Annotated in this window: 19 protein-coding genes and 1 tRNA gene; 17 read left to right on the top strand and 3 right to left on the bottom strand. The window is 71.8% G+C overall.

Annotation, left to right across the window (positions count from 1 at the left end):
- The 7 genes from trpB to FHR78_RS00870 all read left to right on the top strand — a co-directional run bounded on the left by trpB (window position 1) and on the right by FHR78_RS00870 (window position 11,603).
- Window positions 1–1,209: a tryptophan synthase subunit beta gene (trpB, locus tag FHR78_RS00900; protein WP_166758655.1), complete on the top strand. Its 1,209-nt coding sequence runs from the start codon at window positions 1–3 to the stop codon at window positions 1,207–1,209.
- A complete protein-coding gene (trpA, locus tag FHR78_RS00895; RefSeq protein ID WP_166758654.1) occupies window positions 1,206–2,024 on the top strand; it encodes a tryptophan synthase subunit alpha in 819 nt (272 codons plus the stop codon). Before trpB ends, trpA begins: the two co-directional genes overlap by 4 nt.
- Window positions 2,025–2,100: 76 nt before the next feature.
- Window positions 2,101–3,102 carry a prolipoprotein diacylglyceryl transferase gene (gene lgt, locus FHR78_RS00890; RefSeq protein ID WP_166758653.1) on the top strand — a complete coding sequence of 334 codons (1,002 nt, stop codon included), beginning with the start codon at window positions 2,101–2,103 and terminating at the stop codon, window positions 3,100–3,102.
- A gap of 241 nt (window positions 3,103–3,343) precedes the next feature.
- The gene (gene gltB, locus FHR78_RS00885; RefSeq protein WP_166758652.1) at window positions 3,344–7,924 is read left to right on the top strand and encodes a glutamate synthase large subunit; all 4,581 of its coding nucleotides are present in this window, start codon (window positions 3,344–3,346) and stop codon (window positions 7,922–7,924) included.
- On the top strand, window positions 7,917–9,374 hold the full coding sequence (locus FHR78_RS00880) for a glutamate synthase small subunit (RefSeq protein ID WP_166758651.1): 1,458 nt from the start codon (window positions 7,917–7,919) through the stop codon (window positions 9,372–9,374). Before gltB ends, FHR78_RS00880 begins: the two co-directional genes overlap by 8 nt.
- A 75-nt stretch (window positions 9,375–9,449) precedes the next feature.
- On the top strand, window positions 9,450–10,895 hold the full coding sequence (gene pyk / locus FHR78_RS00875; RefSeq protein WP_166758650.1) for a pyruvate kinase: 1,446 nt from the start codon (window positions 9,450–9,452) through the stop codon (window positions 10,893–10,895).
- Window positions 10,896–10,994: 99 nt separating this feature from the next.
- Window positions 10,995–11,603: a hypothetical protein gene (locus FHR78_RS00870; protein WP_166758649.1), complete on the top strand. Its 609-nt coding sequence runs from the start codon at window positions 10,995–10,997 to the stop codon at window positions 11,601–11,603.
- 127 nt (window positions 11,604–11,730) lie between these two features.
- Here FHR78_RS00870 and FHR78_RS00865 read toward each other — a convergent pair whose 3' ends face one another.
- Complete coding sequence (locus FHR78_RS00865; protein WP_055797427.1) at window positions 11,731–11,934, bottom strand: cold-shock protein; 204 nt, start codon at window positions 11,932–11,934, stop codon at window positions 11,731–11,733.
- Between the two features lie 298 nt (window positions 11,935–12,232).
- Window positions 12,233–12,315 (bottom strand) — tRNA-Leu (locus FHR78_RS00860).
- A 39-nt stretch (window positions 12,316–12,354) separates the two neighbouring features.
- Here FHR78_RS00860 and FHR78_RS00855 point away from each other — a divergent pair.
- Window positions 12,355–12,960 (top strand): ANTAR domain-containing response regulator, encoded by a 606-nt coding sequence (locus FHR78_RS00855; protein WP_146900783.1) that lies wholly within the window; start codon window positions 12,355–12,357, stop codon window positions 12,958–12,960.
- 108 nt (window positions 12,961–13,068) lie between these two features.
- On the opposite strand, the gene FHR78_RS00850 is transcribed toward FHR78_RS00855, so the two are convergent.
- A complete protein-coding gene (locus FHR78_RS00850; protein WP_166758648.1) occupies window positions 13,069–13,593 on the bottom strand; it encodes a PaaI family thioesterase in 525 nt (174 codons plus the stop codon).
- 45 nt (window positions 13,594–13,638) lie between these two features.
- On the opposite strand from FHR78_RS00850, the gene polA reads away from it, so the two are divergent.
- The 9 genes from polA to FHR78_RS00805 all read left to right on the top strand — a co-directional run bounded on the left by polA (window position 13,639) and on the right by FHR78_RS00805 (window position 23,618).
- Window positions 13,639–16,314, top strand: coding sequence for a DNA polymerase I (gene polA / locus FHR78_RS00845; protein WP_166758647.1), 2,676 nt, complete (start codon window positions 13,639–13,641; stop codon window positions 16,312–16,314).
- A 258-nt stretch (window positions 16,315–16,572) separates the two neighbouring features.
- A complete protein-coding gene (locus FHR78_RS00840) occupies window positions 16,573–17,334 on the top strand; it encodes a DeoR/GlpR family DNA-binding transcription regulator (protein WP_166758646.1) in 762 nt (253 codons plus the stop codon).
- On the top strand, window positions 17,331–18,353 hold the full coding sequence (locus FHR78_RS00835) for a hexose kinase (protein WP_166758645.1): 1,023 nt from the start codon (window positions 17,331–17,333) through the stop codon (window positions 18,351–18,353). The genes FHR78_RS00840 and FHR78_RS00835 overlap by 4 nt, the downstream gene beginning before the upstream one ends.
- Before the next feature lie 22 nt (window positions 18,354–18,375).
- Window positions 18,376–19,536, top strand: coding sequence for a PTS mannitol transporter subunit IICB (locus FHR78_RS00830; protein WP_166758644.1), 1,161 nt, complete (start codon window positions 18,376–18,378; stop codon window positions 19,534–19,536).
- 58 nt (window positions 19,537–19,594) lie between these two features.
- Window positions 19,595–19,903 carry a PTS lactose transporter subunit IIB gene (locus tag FHR78_RS00825; RefSeq protein WP_166758643.1) on the top strand — a complete coding sequence of 103 codons (309 nt, stop codon included), beginning with the start codon at window positions 19,595–19,597 and terminating at the stop codon, window positions 19,901–19,903.
- A gap of 2 nt (window positions 19,904–19,905) precedes the next feature.
- Window positions 19,906–20,370 carry a PTS sugar transporter subunit IIA gene (locus FHR78_RS00820; protein WP_166758642.1) on the top strand — a complete coding sequence of 155 codons (465 nt, stop codon included), beginning with the start codon at window positions 19,906–19,908 and terminating at the stop codon, window positions 20,368–20,370.
- A gap of 19 nt (window positions 20,371–20,389) precedes the next feature.
- Window positions 20,390–21,454, top strand: a complete 1,065-nt coding sequence (locus tag FHR78_RS00815) for an alcohol dehydrogenase catalytic domain-containing protein (protein ID WP_166758641.1) — start codon at window positions 20,390–20,392, stop codon at window positions 21,452–21,454.
- Window positions 21,455–21,512: 58 nt separating this feature from the next.
- Window positions 21,513–21,782: an HPr family phosphocarrier protein gene (locus FHR78_RS00810; RefSeq protein WP_166758640.1), complete on the top strand. Its 270-nt coding sequence runs from the start codon at window positions 21,513–21,515 to the stop codon at window positions 21,780–21,782.
- Window positions 21,783–21,926: 144 nt separating this feature from the next.
- A complete protein-coding gene (locus tag FHR78_RS00805; RefSeq protein WP_166758639.1) occupies window positions 21,927–23,618 on the top strand; it encodes a DUF885 domain-containing protein in 1,692 nt (563 codons plus the stop codon).
- Window positions 23,619–23,699 lie beyond the last annotated feature (81 nt).

Raw genomic sequence — 23,699 nt, 5'->3', positions numbered from 1 at the left:
GTGGCACTGCGAGACGAGACCGGGCCGTACTTCGGCTCCTTCGGCGGGCGCTTCGTCCCCGAGTCGCTGGTCGCGGCCCTGGACGAGCTCGACGCGGCCTACAAGGCCGCCGCCGTCGACCCCGAGTTCCAGGCCGAGCTGGCCGCCCTGCACGCGACCTACACCGGTCGCCCGTCGATCGTGACCGAGGTGCCGCGGTTCGCCGAGCACGCCGGGGGAGCCCGGATCCTCCTCAAGCGCGAAGACCTCAACCACACCGGCTCGCACAAGATCAACAACGTGCTCGGCCAGGCCCTGCTCGCGCGCAAGCTGGGCAAGACCCGCCTCATCGCCGAGACCGGAGCGGGCCAGCACGGCGTCGCCACGGCCACGGCCGCCGCCCTCTTCGGCATGTCGTGCGTGGTCTACATGGGCCAGGTCGACACCGAGCGCCAGGCGCTCAACGTCGCGCGGATGCGCCTGCTCGGCGCCGAGGTCGTCTCCGTGACGACCGGCTCGCGCACGCTGAAGGACGCCATCAACGACGCCATGCGCGACTGGGTGGCGAGCGTCGACACGACCCACTACGTGCTCGGCACGGTCGCCGGGCCGCACCCCTTCCCGGCCATGGTGCGCGACTTCCACAAGATCATCGGCGAAGAGGCCCGGGAGCAGGTCCTCGCCCTCACCGGCGCCCTGCCCGACGCCGTGACGGCCTGCGTCGGCGGCGGCTCCAACGCGATGGGCATCTTCCACGCGTTCCTCGACGACCCCACCGTCGAGCTCTGGGGCTACGAGGCCGGCGGCGACGGCGTCGAGACGGGCCGTCACGCGGCCTCGATCACGCTGGGCCGCATCGGCAACCTGCAGGGCACGAAGTCGTACCTCATGCAAGACGAGGACGGCCAGACCCTCGAGAGCCACTCCATCTCCGCCGGCCTCGACTACCCGAGCGTCGGCCCCGAGCACGCCTGGCTCGCCGAGAGCGGACGCGCCCACTACGAGCCCGTCACCGACGCCGAGGCCATGGCCGCGTTCCGCCTGCTCACCCAGACGGAGGGCATCCTGCCGGCGATCGAGACGGCGCACGCCCTCGCGGGCACCATCAAGCTCGGCCAGCGCCACCCCGACTGGACGATCCTGGTGTCGATGAGCGGGCGCGGCGACAAGGACGTCGCGACCGCGAGCCGCTACTTCGGGGTCCTCGACGAGGAGGCGCAGCAGCTGTGACCGACACCGCACCCGCCCCGCAGGCCGCCAGCAAGGTGTCCGCGGCCATCCGCGCCCGTCGAGACGCCGGCACCGGCGCCCTCATCGGCTACCTCCCCGTCGGCTTCCCCGACCTCGCGACGAGCATCGACGCCGCCGTGACCCTCGCCGAGAACGGCGTCGACGTCATCGAGCTGGGCCTGCCCTACTCCGACCCGGTGATGGACGGCCCGGTCATCCAGGCCGCGACGCAGCGCGCGCTGGCCGAGGGCTTCCGCGTGCGCGACGTCTTCACGGCCGTCCGCGAGATCACCTCCCGCACGTCCGCCCCCGTGGTCGTGATGACCTACTGGAACCCGGTCGAGCAGTACGGCGTGCAGCGGTTCGCCGACGACCTCTCCGCCGCCGGGGGAGCGGGCCTCATCACGCCCGACCTCATCCCCGACGAGGCGGGCGCGTGGCTGGCCGCCTCCGAGGCCGCCGGTCTCGACCGCGTGTTCCTCGCGGCTCCGTCGTCGAGCGACGACCGCCTCCGGCAGTCGGTCGAGCGCAGCCGGGGCTTCGTGTACACCGTGTCCACGATGGGCATCACCGGAGCCCGCACCGACGTCGACGCCGCCGCGCACACGCTGGTCGACCGCCTCCGGGCCGTCGGCGTCGAGCACGCCTGCGTGGGGCTCGGCATCTCGACCGCCCAGCAGGTCCGCGAGGTGCTCGAGTACGCCGACGGAGCGATCGTCGGCTCGGCCTTCGTGCGTGCCCTCGCCGAGGGCGGGCTGCCGCGGCTGGCCGAGGTCGCCGCCGACCTGTCGACCGGCGCAGCCGTCCCGAGCTGACGACCCGCCCGCGCTAGAGTCGTCCTCGCGTCGGCCCGCCGGCGTCCCGTAGTCCCCCCTGAAAGGCGCCCCGACCGTGTTCGTCCCCCTGAGCATCCCGAGCCCCTCCGTCGACTGGCAGTACTTCGACCTGACGAGCTGGATCAACTCGACGTTCGGCGCCGAGCTGCCCGGGTCGCTGCGCATCCACGCCTACGCGATCTGCATCCTGGTGGGCATCGTCGCCGCGGTCCTCCTCACGAACAAGCGTCTCGTCGACCGTGGCGCCGAGCGGTGGGTCGTCGTCGACGTCGCCATCTTCGCCGTGCCCCTGGGCATCGTCGGGGGCCGCCTGTTCCACGTCGTCACGCACCCGGCCGACTACTTCTCCTCGGCCGAGCGCATGGTCCACATCCTCTTCATCTGGGAGGGCGGCCTCGCCATCTACGGCGCCCTGCTCTTCGGCGCGCTCGGCGTGTGGCTCGGCTGCCGCGCCTCCGGCCTGCGCTTCTCGGTGTTCGCCGACGCCCTGGCTCCCGGTCTCCTCGTCGCCCAGGCCTTCGGTCGTCTCGGCAACTGGTTCAACCACGAGCTCTTCGGCCTGCCGACCGACCTGCCGTGGGGCCTCGAGATCGAGTCCACGAACCCCGCCTACCCCGTCGGCCTGCCCGAGGGCACGCTCTTCCACCCGACGTTCCTGTACGAGATCGTCTGGATGCTCGCCGGCGTCGCCGTGCTCCTGCTGATCGAGCGCAAGACGCCGCTCCAGTGGGGCCGCGCCCTGGCCTTCTACCTCGTCTGGTACGGCATCGGCCGCTCGGTCTTCGAGTCGATCCGCACCGACCCCAGCCTGCTCTTCCTGGGCATCCGCACGAACGTGTGGGCGTCGTTCGCGGCGATCGTCCTGGGTGTCGTCATCTGGGTCGTCGCGTCGCGTCGGCACACGGGCCTCCTGCCCGGTCCGTACGTCCCCGGCCGTGCGCCGTCGGACCGCGCGGCTGAGGTAGACTCGCGCGACACGTACACGGAGGACGACGAACCCGAACTCGTCACCGTGGCATCATCGGACCACAACACCGAGACCACGCCTCGCCCCTGAGGCCGACGGGCACCGACGTCAGCACCGACGGATCGGCCCGGTCACCCAGGGGCTCCCTCCGCGACGAGCACCGCCTCACGACTGCCACAAGCAGCCACGGGAAGACACGCTGCGCCGCACCCGGGCCCCGAACCACGGCCCGGACAGCACCTGCCGACGACGGTCGCCCCGGCGCCGCCGACACGACGACGGGCCGACGACGTCCCGACCCCCATCGGATCTCCCCCTGAGGACGGATCACATGGCGCTCACGCCAGTTCACCAGCAGTTCAGCACCGTCCCCGCTGCTGCGGGCCTGTACGACCCGGCCAACGAGAAGGACGCCTGCGGCCTCGCCATGGTCGCCACCCTCCGGGGGACGCCGGGCCACGACATCATCGACGCGGCCCTGGGCGCGCTGCGCAACCTCGAGCACCGCGGCGCCATCGGGTCCGACGCGGGCACGGGCGACGGCGCCGGCATCCTGTGCCAGGTCCCCGACGCGTTCCTCCGCGAGGTCGTCGACTTCGAGCTGCCCGAGGCGGGCCGGTACGCGGTGGGCATCGCCTACCTGCCCGTCGACGAGCAGGAGCGCGCCGAGCTCAAGACCGGCGTCGAGCGCATCGCCGACCTCGAGCAGCTCGACGTGCTCGGCTGGCGCGAGGTCCCGGTCCGCCCCGACGAACTCGGCTCGCTGGCACGCGGCGCCATGCCCGCCTTCGAGCAGCTCTTCGTCCGCAGCCGTCGTCGCGACGCCGAGGGCGAGCTCCTGGCCGGCGTCGCCCTCGACCGCCAGGCCTACCGGCTGCGCAAGCGCGCCGAGTCGAAGCTGGGCGCCTACTTCACCTCGCTCGGCAGCCGCACCATGGTCTACAAGGGCATGGTCACGACGCTGCAGCTCGAGCCCTTCTACCCCGACCTCAGCGACGAGCGCTTCGCCTCGAAGCTCGCGGTCGTCCACTCGCGCTACTCGACGAACACGTTCCCCTCGTGGCCGCTGGCGCAGCCGTTCCGGATGATCGCGCACAACGGCGAGATCAACACGGTGCGCGGCAACCGCAACTGGATGCGGGCCCGTCAGTCGCAGCTCGAGTCCGAGCTGCTGGGCGACCTCAAGCCCCTGCTGCCCGTGGTCAGCCCCGGCGCGAGCGACTCGGCCTCCTTCGACGAGGTCGTCGAGCTGCTCAGCCTCACCGGCCGCTCGCTGCCCCACGCCATCATGATGATGGTGCCGGAGGCGTGGGAGAACCAGGTCGACATCGACCCCGTCCTCCGCGACTTCTACGAGTACCACTCGATGCTCATGGAGGCGTGGGACGGCCCTGCCGCCATCACGTTCACGGACGGCAGCCTCGTCGGGGCCACCCTCGACCGCAACGGCCTGCGCCCCGGGCGCTACCTCGTCACCGACGACGGACTCGTCGTGCTCGCCAGCGAGATCGGCGTGCTGCCCGACATCGACCCGGCCAAGGTCGTGCGCAAGGGCCGGCTGCGCCCCGGCAAGATGTTCCTCGTCGACACCGAGGCGGGCCGCATCGTCGAGGACGACGAGATCAAGCGCGACCTCGCCGCCTCCGCGCCCTACGGGGAGTGGCTCGCCCAGGGCCGCATCCGGCTCTCCGAGCTGCCCGAGCGCGAGCACATCGTGCACACCCCCGCCTCGGTCATCCGTCGTCAGCGCACCTTCGGCTACACCGAAGAAGAAGTCCGCATCCTGCTCACGCCGATGGCGAAGACCGGCGCGGAGCCGCTCGGCGCCATGGGCAGCGACACGCCGATCGCGGTCCTGTCCGAGCGCCCGCGCCTCCTCTTCGACTACTTCACGCAGCAGTTCGCCCAGGTGACGAACCCGCCGCTCGACTCCATCCGCGAACAGGTCGTCACGTCGCTCTCGCTCGGGCTCGGCCCGGAGCGTAACCTCCTGTCGGCGACCCCGGAGCACGCCCGACAGGTCGTCCTCGACTTCCCGGTCATCGACAACGACGAGCTCGCGAAGATCCAGCACATCGACCCCAGCCCCGGCTCGCGGGTCACGTCGACCATCCGCGGCCTCTACCGCGCCGACAAGGGCCCGCGGGCCCTCGAGAAGCGCATCGCGGCGATGTGCAACGAGGTGGACGACGCCATCGAGGCCGGCGCCGAGTTCATCGTGCTGTCGGACCGCGACTCCAACCAGGACTTCGCCCCCGTCCCCTCCCTCCTCATGCTCGCCGCGGTGCACCACCACCTCATCCGCACCGAGAAGCGCATGTCGGTCGGGCTCATCGTCGAGGCCGGCGACGTCCGCGAGGTGCACCACGTCGCGACGCTGATCGGCTACGGCGCGTCGGCCGTCAACCCGTACCTCGCCATGGAGACCTGCGAGAACCTCGTCCGGTCGGGCATGATCACCGGCGTCACGCCGGAGGACGCCGTCCACAACCTGATCAAGGCGCTCGGCAAGGGCGTGCTCAAGATCATGTCGAAGATGGGCATCTCGACCGTGTCGAGCTACGCCGCGGCCCAGGCGTTCGAGGCCGTGGGCCTCAGCCAGGAGTTCGTCGACACGTACTTCACCGGCACGTCGAGCGTGCTGGGCGGCGTGGGCATCGACGTCGTCGCCGCCGAGAACCAGCAGCGGCACACGAGCGCCTACCCGACCGACGGCTCCGTCGTCGCGCACGAGCGCCTGGCGACCGGCGGCGAGTACCAGTGGCGCCGAGAGGGCCCGCGGCACCTGTTCAACCCCGACACGGTCTTCCGGCTGCAGCACGCGACGCGCACGCGCCGCTACGACATCTTCCGCGAGTACACGAAGCTCGTCGACGACCAGTCCGAAGACCTCATGACCCTGCGCGGGCTCTTCTCGTTCCGGCACGGGGTCCGCCAGCCCGTGCCGCTCGACGAGGTCGAGCCGATCGAGGCGATCGTCAAGCGCTTCTCGACCGGCGCGATGAGCTACGGCTCGATCTCGAAGGAGGCGCACGAGACGCTGGCCGTCGCGATGAACCGGCTGGGCGGCAAGTCCAACACGGGCGAGGGCGGCGAGGACGTCGACCGTCTGCTCGACCCGGAGCGGCGCAGCGCCGTGAAGCAGGTCGCCTCGGGCCGGTTCGGCGTCACGAGCATGTACCTGACGCACGCCACCGACATCCAGCTCAAGATGGCCCAGGGCGCGAAGCCCGGCGAGGGCGGCCAGCTGCCCCCGACGAAGGTCTACCCCTGGGTCGCGCGCACCCGTCACGCGACGCCGGGCGTGGGCCTGATCAGCCCCCCGCCCCACCACGACATCTACTCGATCGAAGACCTGAAGCAGCTCATCTTCGACGTGAAGCGCGCGAACCCCGCCGCCCGCGTGCACGTGAAGCTGGTCAGCCAGTCGGGCATCGGCGCGGTCGCGGCGGGCGTGACGAAGGCCCTCGCCGACGTCGTGCTCGTCTCGGGCCATGACGGCGGCACGGGCGCGAGCCCCCTCAACTCGCTGAAGCACGCGGGCACCCCGTGGGAGATCGGCCTGGCCGAGACGCAGCAGACCCTCATGCTCAACGGCATGCGCGACCGCGTCGTCGTCCAGGTCGACGGTCAGATGAAGACGGGCCGCGACGTCGTCATCGCCGCGCTGCTCGGAGGCGAGGAGTTCGGCTTCGCCACGGCGCCCCTCATCGTCGAGGGCTGCATCATGATGCGCGTCTGCCACCTCGACACCTGCCCCGTGGGCGTCGCGACGCAGAACCCCGAGCTGCGGGCGCGCTTCTCGGGCAAGCCCGAGTTCGTGGTCAACTTCTTCGAGTTCCTGGCGCAGGAGGTGCGCGAGATCCTCGCGTCCCTCGGCTTCCGCAGCCTCGACGAGGCCGTCGGCCGGACCGACGCGCTCGACGTCGACCGTGCGCTCGAGCACTGGAAGGCGTCCGGCCTCGACCTGGCGCCTGTCCTCGTCGGCCCGCACTTCGACGACGACGAGCCCCGTCGCAACCGTCGCGCGCAGGACCACGACCTCGAGTCGCACTTCGACGTCCAGCTCATCGCCCGCAGCACGGACGCGCTCGAGAACGGCGGCACGGTCCGCATCTCGCTGCCCATCCGCAACACCGAACGCGCGGTCGGCACCATGCTCGGCCACGAGGTGACCGTGCGGCACGGCGAGCACGGACTGCCCGAGGGCAGCATCGACGTCACGCTGACCGGCTCGGCCGGCCAGTCGCTCGGCGCCTTCCTGCCCGCCGGCATCACCCTCCGCCTCGAGGGCGACAGCAACGACTACGTCGGCAAGGGGCTCTCCGGAGGCGTCGTCGTCGTGCGACCCCCGCGGCACAGCACCTTCGTCGCCGAGGACAACGTCATCGCCGGCAACGTCATCGGCTACGGCGCCACGCAGGGCAGCCTCTTCATCCGCGGCATCGTGGGGGAGCGCTTCCTGGTGCGCAACTCCGGGGCCAGCGCCGTCGTCGAGGGCGTGGGCGACCACGCGCTCGAGTACATGACGGGCGGGCTCGCCGTCGTGCTCGGCGAGACGGGCCGCAACCTCGGGGCAGGCATGTCCGGCGGCACCGCCTACGTGCACCGGCTGCGCCGCGAGCGGGTCAACGCCGAGTCGCTGGCCTCGGGCGAGCTCGAGCTGCACCCGCTCGGCAGCGCCGACGTCGAGATCCTGTCCGACCTCCTGTCGCGGCACCTGGCCGAGACGGGCTCGCCCGTCGCCGAGCGCCTGCTCGCCGACCTCGACGCCGCGGCGTCCGAGTTCGTCAAGGTCCTGCCGCGCGACTACGCCGCCGTCCTCGCCACCCGGCAGACGGCCGTCGACGAGGGTCTCGACCCCGATGGCGACGAGACCTGGAAGCGAATCCTGGAGGTGACCGGTGGCTGATCCCAAGGGGTTCCTGAAGACCCAGAAGCGCGAGCTCCCGAGACGACGTCCCGTGTCGGTCCGACTGATGGACTACAAGGAGGTCTACGAACAGCAGGAGAGCGGCGAGCTCCGCCGGCAGGCGGGCCGGTGCATGGACTGCGGCGTGCCGTTCTGCCACCAGGGCTGCCCGCTGGGCAACCTCATCCCCGAGTGGAACGACCTCATGTGGCGGGGAGAGGGCCGACAGGCGAGCGAGCGGCTGCACGCGACGAACAACTTCCCCGAGTTCACGGGACGGCTGTGCCCGGCGCCCTGCGAGGCGTCCTGCGTGCTGGGCATCAACCAGCCGCCGGTGACCATCAAGCAGGTCGAGGTCAGCATCATCGACCAGGCCTTCCAGCAGGGCTGGGTCACGCCCCACCCTCCCGAGCGCCTGACGGGCAAGACCGTCGCCGTCGTCGGGTCCGGGCCGGCCGGCCTCGCCGCCGCCCAGCAGCTCACCCGGGCCGGCCACACGGTGGCCGTGTACGAGCGCGACGACCGCATAGGCGGGCTGCTCCGCTACGGCATCCCCGACTTCAAGATGGAGAAGAAGCAGATCGAGCAGCGCCTCGCGCAGATGCGCGCGGAGGGCACCCGCTTCCGTGCCGGCGTCGAGATCGGCCGCGACATCGCCTGGGACGACCTCCGGGCCCGCTACGACGCCGTCGTCGTCGCCACGGGCGCCACGGTGCCCCGTGACCTCGACATCCCCGGACGCGACCTCTCCGGCATCCACTTCGCCATGGAGTACCTGGTGCAGCAGAACCGCGCCGGGGCGGGCGACCGCGTCGACGACCAGATCACGGCCGAGGGCAAGCACGTCGTCGTCCTCGGCGGCGGCGACACCGGCGCCGACTGCATCGGCACCGCGCACCGTCAGGGCGCGCTGTCCGTCACGAACCTCGCGATCGGCCAGCAGCCCCCGGGGGAGCGGACCGAGTCCCAGCCCTGGCCCACCTTCCCGACGCTCTTCGAGGTGGCGAGCGCCCACGAGGAGGGCGGCGAGCGGATGTACCTCGCCTCCACGGTCGAGTTCCTCCGGAACGAGTTCGGCGAGGTCCGCGCCGTGCGCGTGGCCGAGACCGAGTACCTCGACGGCCGCCGCGTGCCGAAGGCGGGCACGGAGCGCGAAATCCCCGCCGACCTCGTGCTGCTGGCCCTCGGCTTCACCGGTCCCGAGCGCGACGCCATCGAGCAGCAGCTGCGCGTCCCGTTCGACGGGCGGGGCAACCTCGACCGCGGCGGCGACTACCAGACCTCCGAGCCCGGCGTCTTCGTCACTGGCGACGCGGGCCGCGGGCAGTCGCTGATCGTGTGGGCCATCGCCGAGGGGCGGGCCGCCGCGTCCGCCGTCGACGCCTGGCTCGAGGGCGAGACCATCCTGCCCTTCCCGGTCAAGCCGACGGATCGGGCGATTTCGGTCTGACCCGGCTCCCGCCGGGAATAGGCTGACGGGACAGGCGCTCAGCCGTCCCACCCTCATCCCCACAGTAAGGAACACATGAGACGCGCAAAGATCGTCGCCACCCTCGGGCCGGCGACGTCGAGCTACGACGACATCCGGGCCATCATCGACGCCGGCGTCGACGTGGCCAGGATGAACCTCAGCCACGGCAGCTACGACGTGCACGAGTCCGTCTACGCCAACGTGCGCAAGGCGGCCGACGACGCGGCCCGTCCCGTCGCGGTGCTGGTCGACCTGCAGGGGCCGAAGATCCGGCTCGGCAAGTTCGCCGACGGGCCGCACGACCTGGCCGTCGGCGACGTCTTCAAGATCACCACCGACGACGTGCTCGGCACGCGCGAGATCTGCGGCACGACCTTCAAGGGCCTCCCCGGCGACGTCGCCGCGGGCGACCCGCTCCTCATCGACGACGGCCGCGTGAAGCTGCGCGTGCTCGAGACGGACGGCACGACCGTGACGACCGAGGTCGTCGTGGCGGGCACCGTCTCGAACAACAAGGGCATCAACCTGCCCGGCGTCGCGGTCAGCGTCCCCGCCCTCTCCGAGAAGGACGAGGCCGACCTCCGCTGGGGCCTGGCCCTCGGCGCCGACCTCATCGCCCTCTCGTTCGTGCGGGACGCCGACGACGTGACGCGGGTGCACGAGATCATGGCCGAGGCGGGCCGCAGGGTCCCCGTCATCGCCAAGATCGAGAAGCCGCAGGCCGTCGACAACCTCGAGGCCATCATCGACGCGTTCGACGGCATCATGGTCGCCCGCGGCGACCTCGGCGTCGAGCTGCCCCTCGAGGCGGTCCCGATCGTGCAGAAGCACGCGGTCGAGCTCTCCCGTCGCATGGCCAAGCCCGTCATCGTCGCGACGCAGATGCTCGAGTCGATGATCTCGAGCCCGATCCCGACGCGCGCCGAGACGTCCGACGTCGCCAACGCCGTCCTCGACGGCGCCGACGCGGTCATGCTCAGCGGCGAGACGAGCGTGGGCGAGTACCCGGTCGTCACGGTGCAGACCATGGCCCGCATCGTCGCCTCCACCGAAGAGCACGGTCTCGAGCGCATCCCCCCGCTCGGCACGAAGCCCCGCACGCAGGGCGGGGCCATCACCCTGGCCGCCGCCGACGTGGCCGAGTTCGTCCAGGCGCGCTACCTCTGCGTGTTCACCGAGTCGGGCGACTCCGTCCGACGCATGTCGCGCCTCCGCCACTCCATCCCGATCCTGGCGTTCACGCCCAACGAGGCGACCCGCCGACGCATGGCCGTCAGCTGGGGCGTGCAGTCGTTCCTGGTCGAGAACGTCACGCACACCGACGCGATGTTCGAGCAGGTCGACGACATCCTGCTCGGCAACGACCTCGCCCTCTCGGGCGAGAAGGTGATCGTCATCGCCGGGTCCCCTCCCGGCATCGCCGGGTCGACCAACGACCTGCGCGTGCACCGGGTCGGCGACGCCCACGGCGAGGCGGCGCCCGCCTACGCCAGCAAGTAGCAGGCACCCCGCGCGGCAGACGGCCGGGCACCTCCTCGGAGGGGCCCGGCCGTCGTCGTCCCTGCGCTCGCCCCGGGGAGCCGGGCGTAGTCTCACCGCATGTCCGTCGGCGCGTCGCACCCCCGTTGCTTCGTCGTGGACGGCGTCCTCTGGGTGGTCCCCAGCGACACGGGCCACGACGTCGAGGCCACCCGGCGCAGTCGTGTCCGAGACGACGGAGGCGGGTCCTCGCGCCGGGCGCGTCTCGTCGACGCGTGGACGCTGACCGGGGGAGCGACGGGCGCCTTCTTCATGGGCACGGTCGCCGGGGCGGTCTGGCACGTGGAGGGCCTCGTCGACCTCGCGGCCTTCGTCGTCTCGGGCGGGCTGGTCGGAGCGGTCGTGGCCGCCGGCACCCGGCGCCTCTTCGTCGACGCGGCCGCCGCGGACCGGACCGTCGCCCCCAAGCCGGGGGAGGTGCTGCCCGCGGTCCGCGTGCCGTGGGACGTGGCTGCGTCGGCACCCGACGACGCCACGGGCGACGAACTCGCGCTGTGGTCGAGCAGGACCGTGCGGTGGCGGGCGGCGCGCACCGCGAGGGACGCCCGGGTCCCCGGGCCCGAGCTGTCCGACGGCGAGCTCGGCGACGAGACGGACCGTGAGTACCAGGAGGCGGTGGCCGACTACGAACCGGTGGCGCGCCTCCTCGGCCTGCCTCGTCCTCGCTGACGGACCGGTGCGCCTGGTCGCCGATCGCTCCGGACATGACGAAGCCCCGATCTGCCGGAGCAGATCGGGGCCTGTGGTCGGGGACGGTCAGACCGTCTCCTGTCGGCGTCTCGAGGACGCCGCCGAGTCAGATGACGCGGATGTTCTCGGCCTGGAGGCCCTTGTTGCCCTGAGCCGTGTCGAACTCGACCTTCTGGTTCTCCTCCAGGTTGCGGTAGCCGTCGCCGGCGATCGCGGAGAAGTGCGCGAAGACGTCAGTGGATCCGTCGTCGGGGGTGATGAAGCCGAAGCCCTTTTCGGAGTTGAACCACTTAACGGTGCCTGTTGCCATTTTTCTTGTTCCTTCAATCAGAGTTGTCGATCTCGATTTCGAGATCGCTCGTCGCGGTGCCTTTTTGTCCGCTCCCTCTGAGAACGACGCCCCCTGGCCCGTGGTCCGAGGACCACCGACCTGGCACGTCGCGAGATACAAATGCGTAACACAACAACCAGTCACCCCAGCGTAGTGCACGAGAGGCCCGTGTCCACTGTTTCGGCACAGGAAGTCGAGATCCGCTCGGTGCGGCACGTCGGGACGACCTCCCTGACGGGGCCGCACGGCCCACACGCCGGGGAGCCACGGTCGACCGTGCCGGATGTGGGACTCGAACCCACACGCCCTCTCGGACAGAGCATTTTGAGTGCCCCGCGTCTGCCATTCCGCCAATCCGGCTCACGACGATCGCAGCGAGAATACCGTAGGCTCTGCTTCGTGAGTGACCAGGAAGCAACACCAGCAGCACCCCGTCGCGTCGTCGTCGCGGAGGATGAGTCCCTCATCCGTCTCGACATCGTCGAGATCCTCCGCGACAACGGGTTCGAGGTGGTCGGCGAGGCCGGAGACGGCGAGACGGCCGTCGCGCTCGCCACCGAGCTCCGCCCCGACCTCGTCATCATGGACGTCAAGATGCCGAAGCTCGACGGCATCTCCGCGGCCGAGACCCTGAGCAAGAACCACATCGCCCCCGTCGTGCTGCTCACCGCCTTCAGCCAGAAAGAACTGGTCGAGCGGGCCAGCGAGGCCGGCGCCCTGGCCTACGTCGTCAAGCCGTTCACGCCGAACGACCTGCTGCCCGCGATCGAGATCGCCCTCTCGCGCTACACGCAGATCATCACGCTCGAGGCCGAGGTCGCCGACCTCGTCGAGCGCTTCGAGACCCGCAAGCTCGTCGACCGGGCCAAGGGCCTGCTCAACGAGAAGATGGGCCTGACCGAGCCCGAGGCCTTCCGCTGGATCCAGAAGGCGTCGATGGACCGCCGCCTGACCATGCACGACGTCGCGCAGGCGATCATCGAGCAGCTCAGCGTCAAGAAGTAGCGAGACCGCCAGAGAGAGGCCCGTCCCCGGTGGGGGCGGGCCTCTCCTCGTCGTCCGGTGGGTGCGGCGTCAGGTCTGGGCCCTGGCCCCAGGCCGCGGCCGCCGTCGTCAGCCGCGGGCGTCGGTGAGGTAGTTCGTGATGCGGACGGTCGAGAGCAGCCGGCCCCGGTCGTCCGTCATCACCACCTGGTGCGTGGCGAGGGTCCGCCCGAGGTGCACGGCGGTGCAGGTGCCGGTGACCCAGCCCGTCGCCGCCGAGCGGCTGTGGCTCGCGTTGAGCTCGATCCCCATCGCGAGGCGCCCGGCGCCGGCGTGGACGTTGGCCGCGACCGAGCCGAGCGTCTCGGCCAGCACGACGTGCGCCCCGCCGTGCAGGATGCCGACGGGCTGGGTGTTGCCCTCGACCGGCATCCGTCCGACGGCGCGCTCGGCGCTCATCTCGAGGATCTCGATGCCCATCTTCTCGGCCAGCGCCCCGACGCCGCGCCGCCCGAAGAGCTCGGCGGCGGCGTCGCTCAGGACCGCGTCGGGCCGCACCGTCCGTCCCGCGTCGTCGGAGGGGGCGGGAGCCGGGCCCGGCGTCGTCTCGTCGGGGCCGGCCGGGGCCGAGGAGGGGGTGGTCGCGTCGGTCATCGCTGCTCCGGATCGACTGTCGGGGGCGCCCGCTAGGCTGACGGGGTGTCGGACGAAACGAAGCCTACCCTCCTGGTCATCGACGGCCATTCCCTCGCGTTCCGGGCGTTCTACGCCCTGCCCGTCGACAGCTTCGTGAACCGGGAGGGGCAGCACACCAACGCCATCCACGGCTTCATCTCGATGCTGCTGAGCCTCGTCAAGAACGAGAAGCCGACCCACCTCGCCGTCGCATTCGACATCTCGCGGTTCTCGTTCCGCACCCGCGAGTACCCCGAGTACAAGGGCACGCGGTCCGAGACCCCGGTCGAGTTCGTGGGGCAGATCCCCCTGCTGCAGGAGGCCCTCCACGCGATGGGCATCACGACCATCACCAAAGAGGACTACGAGGCCGACGACATCCTCGCGACCCTGGCCGTGCGGGGGCGGGCCGACGGCTACCGCGTCCTGATCGTGTCGGGCGACCGCGACGCCATCCAGATGGTGAACGACGACGTCACGCTGCTCTACCCGTCGGCCAGGGGCGTGAGCGAGCTCACGCGCTACGACCGCGACAAGGTCTTCGAGCGCTACGGCATCGAGCCCCACCAGTATCCCGAGATCGCCGCCCTCGTCGGCGAGACGAGCGACAACCTGATCGGCATCGACAAGGTCGGCGAGAAGACGGCCGTCAAGTGGATCACCCAGTTCGGCAGCCTCGACGAGGTCCTCGCGCACGCCGACGACATCAAGGGCGTGGTCGGCGGCAACCTGCGCGAGCAGAAAGAGCGGGCGATCCGCAACCGTCGCCTCAACCGCCTCGTGACCGACGTCGAGCTGCCGGTCGCGCCCGGCGACCTCGAGCGCCGCCCCGTCGACCAGGACGCGGTCCGCGAGCTGTTCGACAAGCTCCAGTTCCGCACCCTCCTCGAGCGCGTGCTGACGCTCGCCGACGCCGGGGGCTCCGCGCCCGGCGAGGCGGCGGGCGAGGCCGCCGTCGTCGCCGCGCCCGAGGGCCTGCCCGTCGTGCGCACCCTCGTCGACGAAGAGCTGGCGTTCTGGCTGCGCAAGCACGCCTCCGACCCGGCGTCGCCCGTCGGCCTCAGCGTCGAGTACGGCCCCGACGGCGTCGTCGGCCTCGGCATCTCGTCGCACGACGAGTCGGCCTACGTCCCCTGGGCGACCGGGCGCGGCGACTACGTCGCCCTCGAGGCGTGGCTCGACGCCGACTCCCCGAAGGTGCTGCACGACGCCAAGCGCGCGTACAAGGCCCTCTCGCGGGCGGGCCTCGCGCTCACGGGCATCGTGGGCGACACGCGGGTCGCCGCGTGGCTGCTCCGACCGGGCCGCACGTCGTTCGCCCTGACCGACCTCGTCTACGAGCAGCTCGGCGAGACCCTCCCCGTGGCCGACCCGAACCAGCTCGTCCCCGCCGACGAGCAGGTCGGGGTCGCGACGGAGGCCTGGTACACGCTGCGGCTCTCCGAGTCGTTCACGGAAGCGCTCGACGAGGGCTCCCGGTCGGTGCTCGTCGACCTCGAGCTGCCGCTCGTCCCCGTGCTCGGCGACATGGAGCTCACGGGCGTGGCCGCCGCGCGCCCCGCCCTGGCCGAGCTGTCGACCAGGCTCGGCGAGACCGCGGCCGGGCTCGCCTCCGACGCCTTCGCCGAGATCGGCCGCGAGGTCAACCTCGGCTCGCCGAAGCAGCTGCAGGAGGTCCTCTTCGACCAGCTCGAGATGCCGCGGACGCGGGCGACGAAGACGGGCTTCTCCACCGACGCGGCCTCCCTGGCCGACCTGCAGGAGAAGCATCCCCACCCGTTCCTCGGGCTGCTGCTGCAGCACCGCGACGCGACCAAGCTCCGTCAGATCATCGACACCCTCGAGAAGTCGATCGCCGACGACGGGCGCATCCACACCACGTACGACCAGACGGGCACGACGACGGGCCGCATCTCGTCCGTCGACCCGAACCTGCAGAACATCCCCGTCAAGGCCGCGGTGGGGCGCGAGATCCGCGCCGCGTTCGTCCACGGCCCCGAGTACGAGACGCTGCTGACGGCCGACTACTCGCAGATCGAGATGCGCATCATGGCGCACCTGTCCGGCGACGCCGGCCTCATCGAGGCGTTCAACGTCGGTGAGGACCTGCACCGGTTCGTGGGCGCCCGCATCTTCGGAGTCGAGCCCGCCGACGTCAGCCCGGCGATGCGCACCAAGGTCAAGGCGATGTCCTACGGCCTCGCCTACGGCCTCAGCGCGTTCGGGCTGTCGAAGCAGCTGCGCATCGAGAGCTCCGAGGCGAAGCAGCTGATGACCGACTACTTCGAGCGGTTCGGCGCGGTCCGCCAGTACCTCCGCGACGTCGTCGAGAAGGCGCGCGAGGACGGCTACACCGAGACCATCTTCGGCCGTCGCCGTCCCTTCGCCGATCTCAAGTCGCCGAACCGGGTGCTCCGCGAGAACGCCGAGCGGGCGGCGCTGAACGCGCCCATCCAGGGCTCGGCCGCCGACATCATGAAGCGGGCGATGCTCAGCGTGCGCAGCGAGCTCGACGAGCGCGAGATGGCCAGTCGCGTCCTGCTGCAGGTGCACGACGAGATGATCGTCGAGGTCGCCCCCGGCGAGGTGGACGACGTCCGCGACATCGTGAGCCGCCGCATGAGCGGCGCCGCCGACCTCCGCGTGCCGCTCGAGGTCAGCGTCGGACTCGGCGAGAGCTGGGACGCCGCCGCGCACTGACCGCCGCGCACTGACCGCTGCGCCCTGACCGCCGGACGCAGACGGACGGGCACGCGGGCCGGCGTCCGCCACCCCCGAACGGGCACGAACGGGGGCGACACGCGCGCCCGACTTGACCGGCGGGACGGAACGGACTTATATAAGCGCGGAACAACATCCGTTCTGCACCACCCGATCTCCCGCACTGCCCGCCCCCTGCTCTCCCCGTCCGGCCTCGCGGCCGGGCGAGCCGCACGACTGACGACGGAGTCTCCGCGCATGTACGCTCCCGAGCGCCACCAGCAGATCCTGGACTCGGCGCGCACGCGCGGCCGTGTCGAGGTCGCCGGGCTGGCCCGTGAGCTGTCGGTCACGCCCGAGACGGTGCGGCGCGACCTGACCGCGCTCGAGCGGCGCGGGGTCCTCCGGCGGGTGCACGGCGGTGCCATCGCGGTCGAGCGCCTCGGCATCGAGCCGCACGTCGCCGACCGACAGAGCTCCGCCGCCGGCGAGAAGGAGCGCATCGCCCGAGCCGCCCTCGACGAGCTGCCCGACGGCGGCTCGATCATCGTCGACGCCGGCACGACCACGGTGCGGTTCGCCGAGCTGCTGCCCGTCGACCGTGAGCTCACCGTGGTGACGCACTCGCTGCCCGTGGCCAACGTGCTCGTGTCCCGGCCCAACGTGACCCTGCACCTCCTCGGGGGCGTCGTCCGCGGTCGCACGCTCGCCGCCGTGGGGGAGTGGACGCGCACGCAGATCGCCGAGGTCTTCGCCGACGTCGCCTTCATGGGCACGAACGGCCTCTCGGCCGAGAGGGGCCTGACCACGCCCGACCTCGCCGAGGCCCGGGTCAAGAAGGCCCTCATGGCGGCCTCCCGGCGCACCGTCATCCTCACCGACCACTCGAAGTTCGGCCGCGAGGACTTCGCCCGCGTCGCCCCGCTGTCCGAGGTCGACACCGTCGTCACCGACAGCGGCGTCGACGCCGACCTCGCCGACGACGTCGAGCGCTCCGGCCCCCGGGTGGTGATCGTGTGATCGTCACCGTCACCCTCAACCCCAGCCTCGACCGCACGGTCGAGGTCGACCGCCTCGACCGCGGCGACGTCCTGCGCACGGGGGCGCCCCTCCTCGAGCCCGCAGGCAAGGGGGTCAACGTCGCCCGCGCGCTGACCGCGCACGGCGTGGACAGCGTCGCCGTCCTGCCGGTCGGCGGACGCGAGGGCGCCGAGCTCAGCGCCCTCCTCGACGCGGCCGGCGTGAGCGCCCGCTACGTGCCCGTCTCGGGCCGGACGCGCTCGAACCTCACCGTGGCCGAGCCCGGCGGCACCGTGACCAAGCTGAACGAGCCCGGGCTCGCGCTCGGGCACGACGACCTGACCGCGATCACGGCCGTCGTCCGCGCGACGGCCGAGGCGGCGACGTGGGTCGTCGTGTCGGGCAGCCTGCCGCCGGAGATCAGCACCGCCACCTTCGCCCGGTTCGTCGCCGACGTCCGGCGGAGCGGTGCCCGGCTCGCGGTCGACACCAGCGGCGACGCCCTGTCCGCGGCGGTCGAGGCCCGTCCCGACCTCCTCAAGCCGAACCTCGCCGAGCTGGCCGAGCTCGCAGGCCGCACCCTCGCGACCCTCGCCGACGTCGTCTCCGCGGCCGAGGCCGTCCGTGCCGCCGGCGTCCCGACCGTGCTGGTGAGCCTCGGGGCCGAGGGCGGCGTCCTCGTGGGTCCCGACGGCGTGGTCGTCGGCACCTCCCGCGTCGACGTGCCGCGCAGCACCGTCGGCGCCGGCGACAGCTTCCTCGCCGGCTACCTGGCGAGCGAGACCGCAGGAGGCGCCCCTCGCGACGCTCTCCTCGCCGCCCTCACCTGGGGTGCCGCCGCCACCCGGCTGCCCGGCACCACCGTCCCGTGCCCCGACGACCTCGACGCGTCCGAGGCGTCGTTGGTGGCGCACCCCGACCTGACGGCCCCGCTCGTCGGGGACGCGGGCGCCGCCTCCTCGATCTCCACCCGACGCACCACGTCCCTGCCCACCCCCCTCACCCAGACTCACCACTGAGTACGAAGGAGTACCTGCTCTCATGTCCGAATTCACCCCCGCGGTCACCGGCACCGGTGCCCGCGCGCGCGTCCAGCGCTTCGGCGGCTTCCTCGCCGGCATGGTCATGCCGAACATCGGCGCGTTCATCGCCTGGGGCCTCATCACGGCCCTGTTCATCCCCACCGGATGGACCCCCAACGAGACGATCGCGTCGCTGGTCGACCCGATCATCCTGTACCTGCTGCCGATCCTCATCGCCTACACCGGCGGTCGCATGGTCCACGGGCAGCGCGGCGCCGTCATCGCCTCGATCGCCGTCATGGGCGTCATCGTCGCGACCGACAAGCCGCAGTTCCTCGGCGCCATGATCGTCGGCCCGCTGGCCGCGCTGCTGCTCAAGCAGTTCGACCGCGCCCTCGACGGCCGCATCAAGTCCGGCTTCGAGATGCTCGTCAACAACTTCTCGCTCGGCATCTTCGGCGGGGCCATGGCCATCGGCGCCTACTTCGGCATCGCGCCGCTGACGTCCGGCCTGACGACGATCCTCGGCAACGGCGTGGACTTCCTGGTCGAGCGCGGCCTGCTGCCGCTGGCCTCGCTGCTCATCGAGCCCGCGAAGATCCTGTTCCTCAACAACGCCATCAACCAGGGCGTGCTCACGCCGCTCGGCATCGACCAGGCAGCGGACTCGGGCAAGTCGATCCTCTTCATGCTCGAGTCGAACCCCGGTCCGGGCCTCGGCATCCTGCTCGCGTTCCTGTTCTTCGGACCGCGTGCCATCCGTCCGTCCGCGCCCGCGGCGATCATCGTCCAGTTCTTCGGCGGCATCCACGAGATCTACTTCCCGTACGTGCTGATGAAGCCCATCCTCCTCATCGGCGCCGTCCTCGGCGGCGCGACGGGCGTGGGCTTCTTCCTCCTCACGGGCGTCGGCCTGGTCGCCAGCCCGTCGCCCGGCAGCATCATCGCCTACGCGCTGGTCTCCGCCCCCGGCGACTTCCCGCTGATCCTCGTCGGCATCCTGCTGTCCGCCGCCGTCTCGTTCGTGGTCTGCTCGTTCCTCATGGGCTTCGGCCGCAAGGAGAAGCGCGAGGCCGCGGCCGAGGACGACGCCGCTCGCCAGCTCGCCGACGCCCAGGCCGCCACCGCGGCCAACAAGGCGACCAGCAAGGGCACGGCCGCGCCCACAGCGTCCAACTGATTGACTCGGGGGGCCGACCACGGTCGGCCCCCCACCCCCGAGACACAAGGAGACTGACATGGCAACCCTCGACGGTTCCTCGATCAAGAAGCTCATCGTCGCGTGCGACGCGGGCATGGGCAGCAGCGTGATGCTGGCCTCGACCCTCAAGAAGCAGCTCAAGAAGAGCGGCGTCACCGTCGAGCACTCGCCCGTCGCCGACATCCCGTCCGACGCCGACGTGGTCGTCACGCAGAACAACCTCGCCGAGCGTGCCCGCGGCGTCGTGCCGAACATCCCCGTCGTGCCCTTCCAGCTGTTCATGGGCGACCCCGCCGTCGCCAAGGTCGTCAAGGCGATCCAGGACGGCTCGACGGTCGAGGTCTGACGATGGCCGACCAGCAGGCACCCGAGCTGACCGCTCTCCTCGCCGAGTCCTCCATCCGCCTCGACGAGAAGGCCGCCAGCCGTGACGAGGCCATCCGGGCCGCCGGCCAGGCGCTCATCGAGGCAGGCGCGATCGACGAGTCGTACGTCGACGCGATGTTCGAGCGCGAGAACTCGGTCTCGACCTACGTGGGCGAGGGCGTGGCCATCCCGCACGGCACCCTCGCCGGCAAGGACTCGGTGAAGAAGGACGCGCTCGTCGTGCTCCGCTTCCCGACCCCGGTCGACTGGGACGGCAACGAGGTCTCGGTCGCCGTGGGGATCGCCGCGGCCGGCAACGGCCACATCGCGATCCTCAGCCAGCTCGCCAGCATCCTCATGGACCCGGACGCGGCCGCCGCCCTGCGCGGCGCCACGACGACCGCCGAGGTGTACGAGCTGCTCGCGTCGACCGACGACGACGAGTGACGGGCGGCACGGTCTCCGCGTGAGAGCAGCGAAGTGGTGGGCCCCGGGTGACGTGCGTCTCGACGACGTGACGACGCCCGGGGCCGCTCGCGGTGAGCTGCTCCTCCGTGTCGACAACTGCTCCGCCTGCGGCACCGACCTCAAGATCCTCCGGTCGGGCCACCCCAACATGACGGGCCCGCAGGTCATGGGCCACGAGGTCGCCGGGACGGTGGTCGAGGTCGGGGAGGACGTCGACGGCTGGGTCCCGGGCGACCGTGTCCAGGTCATCGCGGCGGTCCCGTGCGGCACGTGCGAGGTGTGCCTCGCCGGGCGACCGAGCGTGTGCCCCCGTCAGACGAGCATCGGCTACCAGTACCCCGGGGGCTTCGCCGAGTACATGGTGGTCCCCGCCGCCGTCCTGGCCGTCGACGGCGTCAACCGCGTCCCCGACCACGTGACGTCCGTCGAGGCATCGCTCGTCGAGCCCCTCGCCTGCGTCCTGAACGGCCAGGAGCTCGCCCGGGTCGGCGAGGGCGACAGCGTCCTCGTGATCGGCTCCGGCCCGATCGGCTGCATGCACGTGCGGCTGGCCCGGGCGAGGGGAGCCCGGCAGGTGTTCCTCCTCGACGCGAACGCGGAGCGCCTCGAGCGGGCCGCCGCCCTGGTCCGGCCCGACCTGGCGATCGCGGTGGAGGCGGGGACGGACCGTCAGGGCGTCCTCGACCAGGTCCGCGCCGCCTCCGGCGGTCTCGGCGTCGACGTCGTCGTCACGGCCGCGGCCTCCCGCCCCGCCCAGGAGGGGGCGCTCGCCCTGCTCGCGCCGGGCGGGCGGCTCAGCCTCTTCGGGGGCCTGGCCCGCGGCGACTCGATGATCAGCATCGACTCGAACCTCGTGCACTACCGTGAGCTGACCGTCGTGGGCGTGAACGGGTCGAGCCCGGCGCACAACCGCGAGGCCCTCCGGCTCATCGCCTCGGGCGAGGTGGTCGTCGCCGACCTCGTCACCCACAGCTTCCCTCTCGAGCGCCTGCACGACGCCCTCGAGGCCATCGCCAGCGGCGAGGCCATCAAGGTGACCGTCGAGCCGCACGCGCACGACTGACACAGCCCCGGGCCCCGGCCCGCACCCCGACCAGACCGGTCCCGACCAAGGAGAAGAAATGCCAGAACGCACCGTCACCATCGCCTCGAGCGTCGGCCTGCACGCGCGCCCCGCCTCGCTGTTCAGCCAGGCAGCGGGCAAGAGCGGCGCGAAGGTCACGCTCACCTCGCCCGCCGGCAAGAGCGTCAACGCCGCCAGCATCCTCGGCGTGCTCTCGCTCGGCATCGGCCACGGCGACGAGGTCGTCCTCGCGACCGAGGGCGACAACGCCGACGCGGCCCTCGACGAGCTCGCGACGCTGCTCGAGACCGACCTCGACGCCGAGTAGCACGGTCCCGTCCCGCGGGGCGCCGCGTCGACCCCGGTCGACGCGGCGCCCCGTTCGTCGTCCCGGCCTGCGGGACCGGCCCTCGTCTGCCGGTCCGGGCAGGCAGGGGAGGCGCGCACCCGACGCCCTCGCTAGCCTCGGTGCATGACCGACGAGCCCACCACGCCTCCCGTCCGCCCGCAGACCCCGATCGACGGCATCGCCGAGCGCTGGGTCGACGAGATGGTCGACCTCGACCCGACCGTCGCGACGTGGATCGGCCGTGAGGGCCGCACGGGCGAGTACGGCGACTATTCGCCCGCCGGCCACGAACGCCGCGTCGAGGCGGTGCGGCGCGTCCTCGCCGAGCTGGAGGCCGCCCGGCCGACGGACGACGTCGACCGCGTCACGCAGGACGACCTCGGCGCCGAGCTCCGGCTCGACCTCGAGCACGCCGAGCAGCGGCTCGAGCTGCGCGACCTGAGCGTGCTGGCCTCGCCGGTGCAGGAGATCCGCGACGTCTACGACCTCATGCCCACGGACACCGAACAGGACTGGACGCACGTGGCCTCCCGGCTCGGCCGGGTGGACCGTGCCCTGGACGGGCTCGTCGAGACGCTCCGCGAGGGCATCGCGCAGGGCGTCGTCCCCGCCCGACGTCAGGTCGAGGCCGTCGCCGAGCAGTGCGCCCGCATCGGGGCTCCCGACGGGTTCTTCGCCGAGCTCGCGTCCGGGGCCCGCCTCGCCGACGGGTCGGCCCCCTCCGAGGCGCTGGCGTCCGACCTGGCGAGGGGCGCCTCCTCGGCCGGCGAGGGCTACCTGGCGACGCGGCGGTTCCTGCTCGACGAGCTCCTGCCCGCCGCGGCCGCCGAGGACGGCGTCGGGCGCGACGCCTACGCCCTGCACTCGCGGCGGTTCCTGGGCGCGACGATCGACCTCGACGAGACCTACGAGTGGGGCCTGGACGAGCTCGCGCGCATGACGAGCGAGCAGGAGGCGGTGGCCCGTCAGATCGAGCCGGGCGCTGACGTCGCGCGCGCCATCGCCGTCCTCGACGCCGACCCCGCGCGACAGCTCGAGGGCACCGACGCCCTGCAGCGGTGGATGCAGCAGCTCAGCGACCGGGCCGTGGCCGAGCTGGCGGGGACGCACTTCGACGTGCCGGAGCCCGTCCGCCGCCTCGAGTGCCGGATCGCCCCGACGAAGGACGGCGGCATCTACTACACGAGCCCCAGCGACGACTTCTCGCGCCCCGGGCGCATGTGGTGGTCCGTGCCCGAGGGGGTCACCCGGTTCGGGACGTGGCGCGAGACGACGACGGTGTTCCACGAGGGGGTGCCGGGGCACCACCTCCAGCTCGGACAGGCCGTCTACAACAGCGCCCTGCTCAACACGTGGCGCCGACAGCTGGCCGGGACGTCGGGGCACGCCGAGGGGTGGGCCCTCTACGCCGAGCGGCTCATGGACGAGCTCGGCTGGCTCTCCGACCCGGGCGACCGTCTCGGCATGCTGGACGGCCAGCGCATGCGCGCCGCCAGGGTGGTGCTCGACATCGGCGTCCACCTGGGCAAGAGGTTCCCGGGCTCGACCGAGACGTGGAGCCACGCCAACGCCCTGCCGTTCATGCGGGCCAACGTGAACATGGACGACGAGTTCGTGCGCTTCGAGGTGGACCGCTACCTCGGCTGGCCGGGCCAGGCGCCGTCCTACAAGGTCGGGCAGCGCATCTGGGAGGAGCTCAGGGCCGAGCGCAGCCGTCGCGAGGGGGCGGACTTCGACCTCAGGGCGTTCCACCGCGAGGCGCTCCAGCTCGGGGGAGTCGGGCTCGACACGCTGCGCCGCGCCCTGCTCTCCTGATCGTTGCCCGGGGGCCCGGTGCGTGGGTACTATGTACCAGCGCTATCTGCGCCGTTCTGTCCGCACGCCGCGGTCGACACC

Source organism: Frigoribacterium faeni (genome assembly GCF_011761235.1).
Lineage (GTDB): Bacteria > Actinomycetota > Actinomycetes > Actinomycetales > Microbacteriaceae > Frigoribacterium > Frigoribacterium faeni_A.
This window is presented reverse-complemented; position numbering and strand designations above follow the sequence as displayed.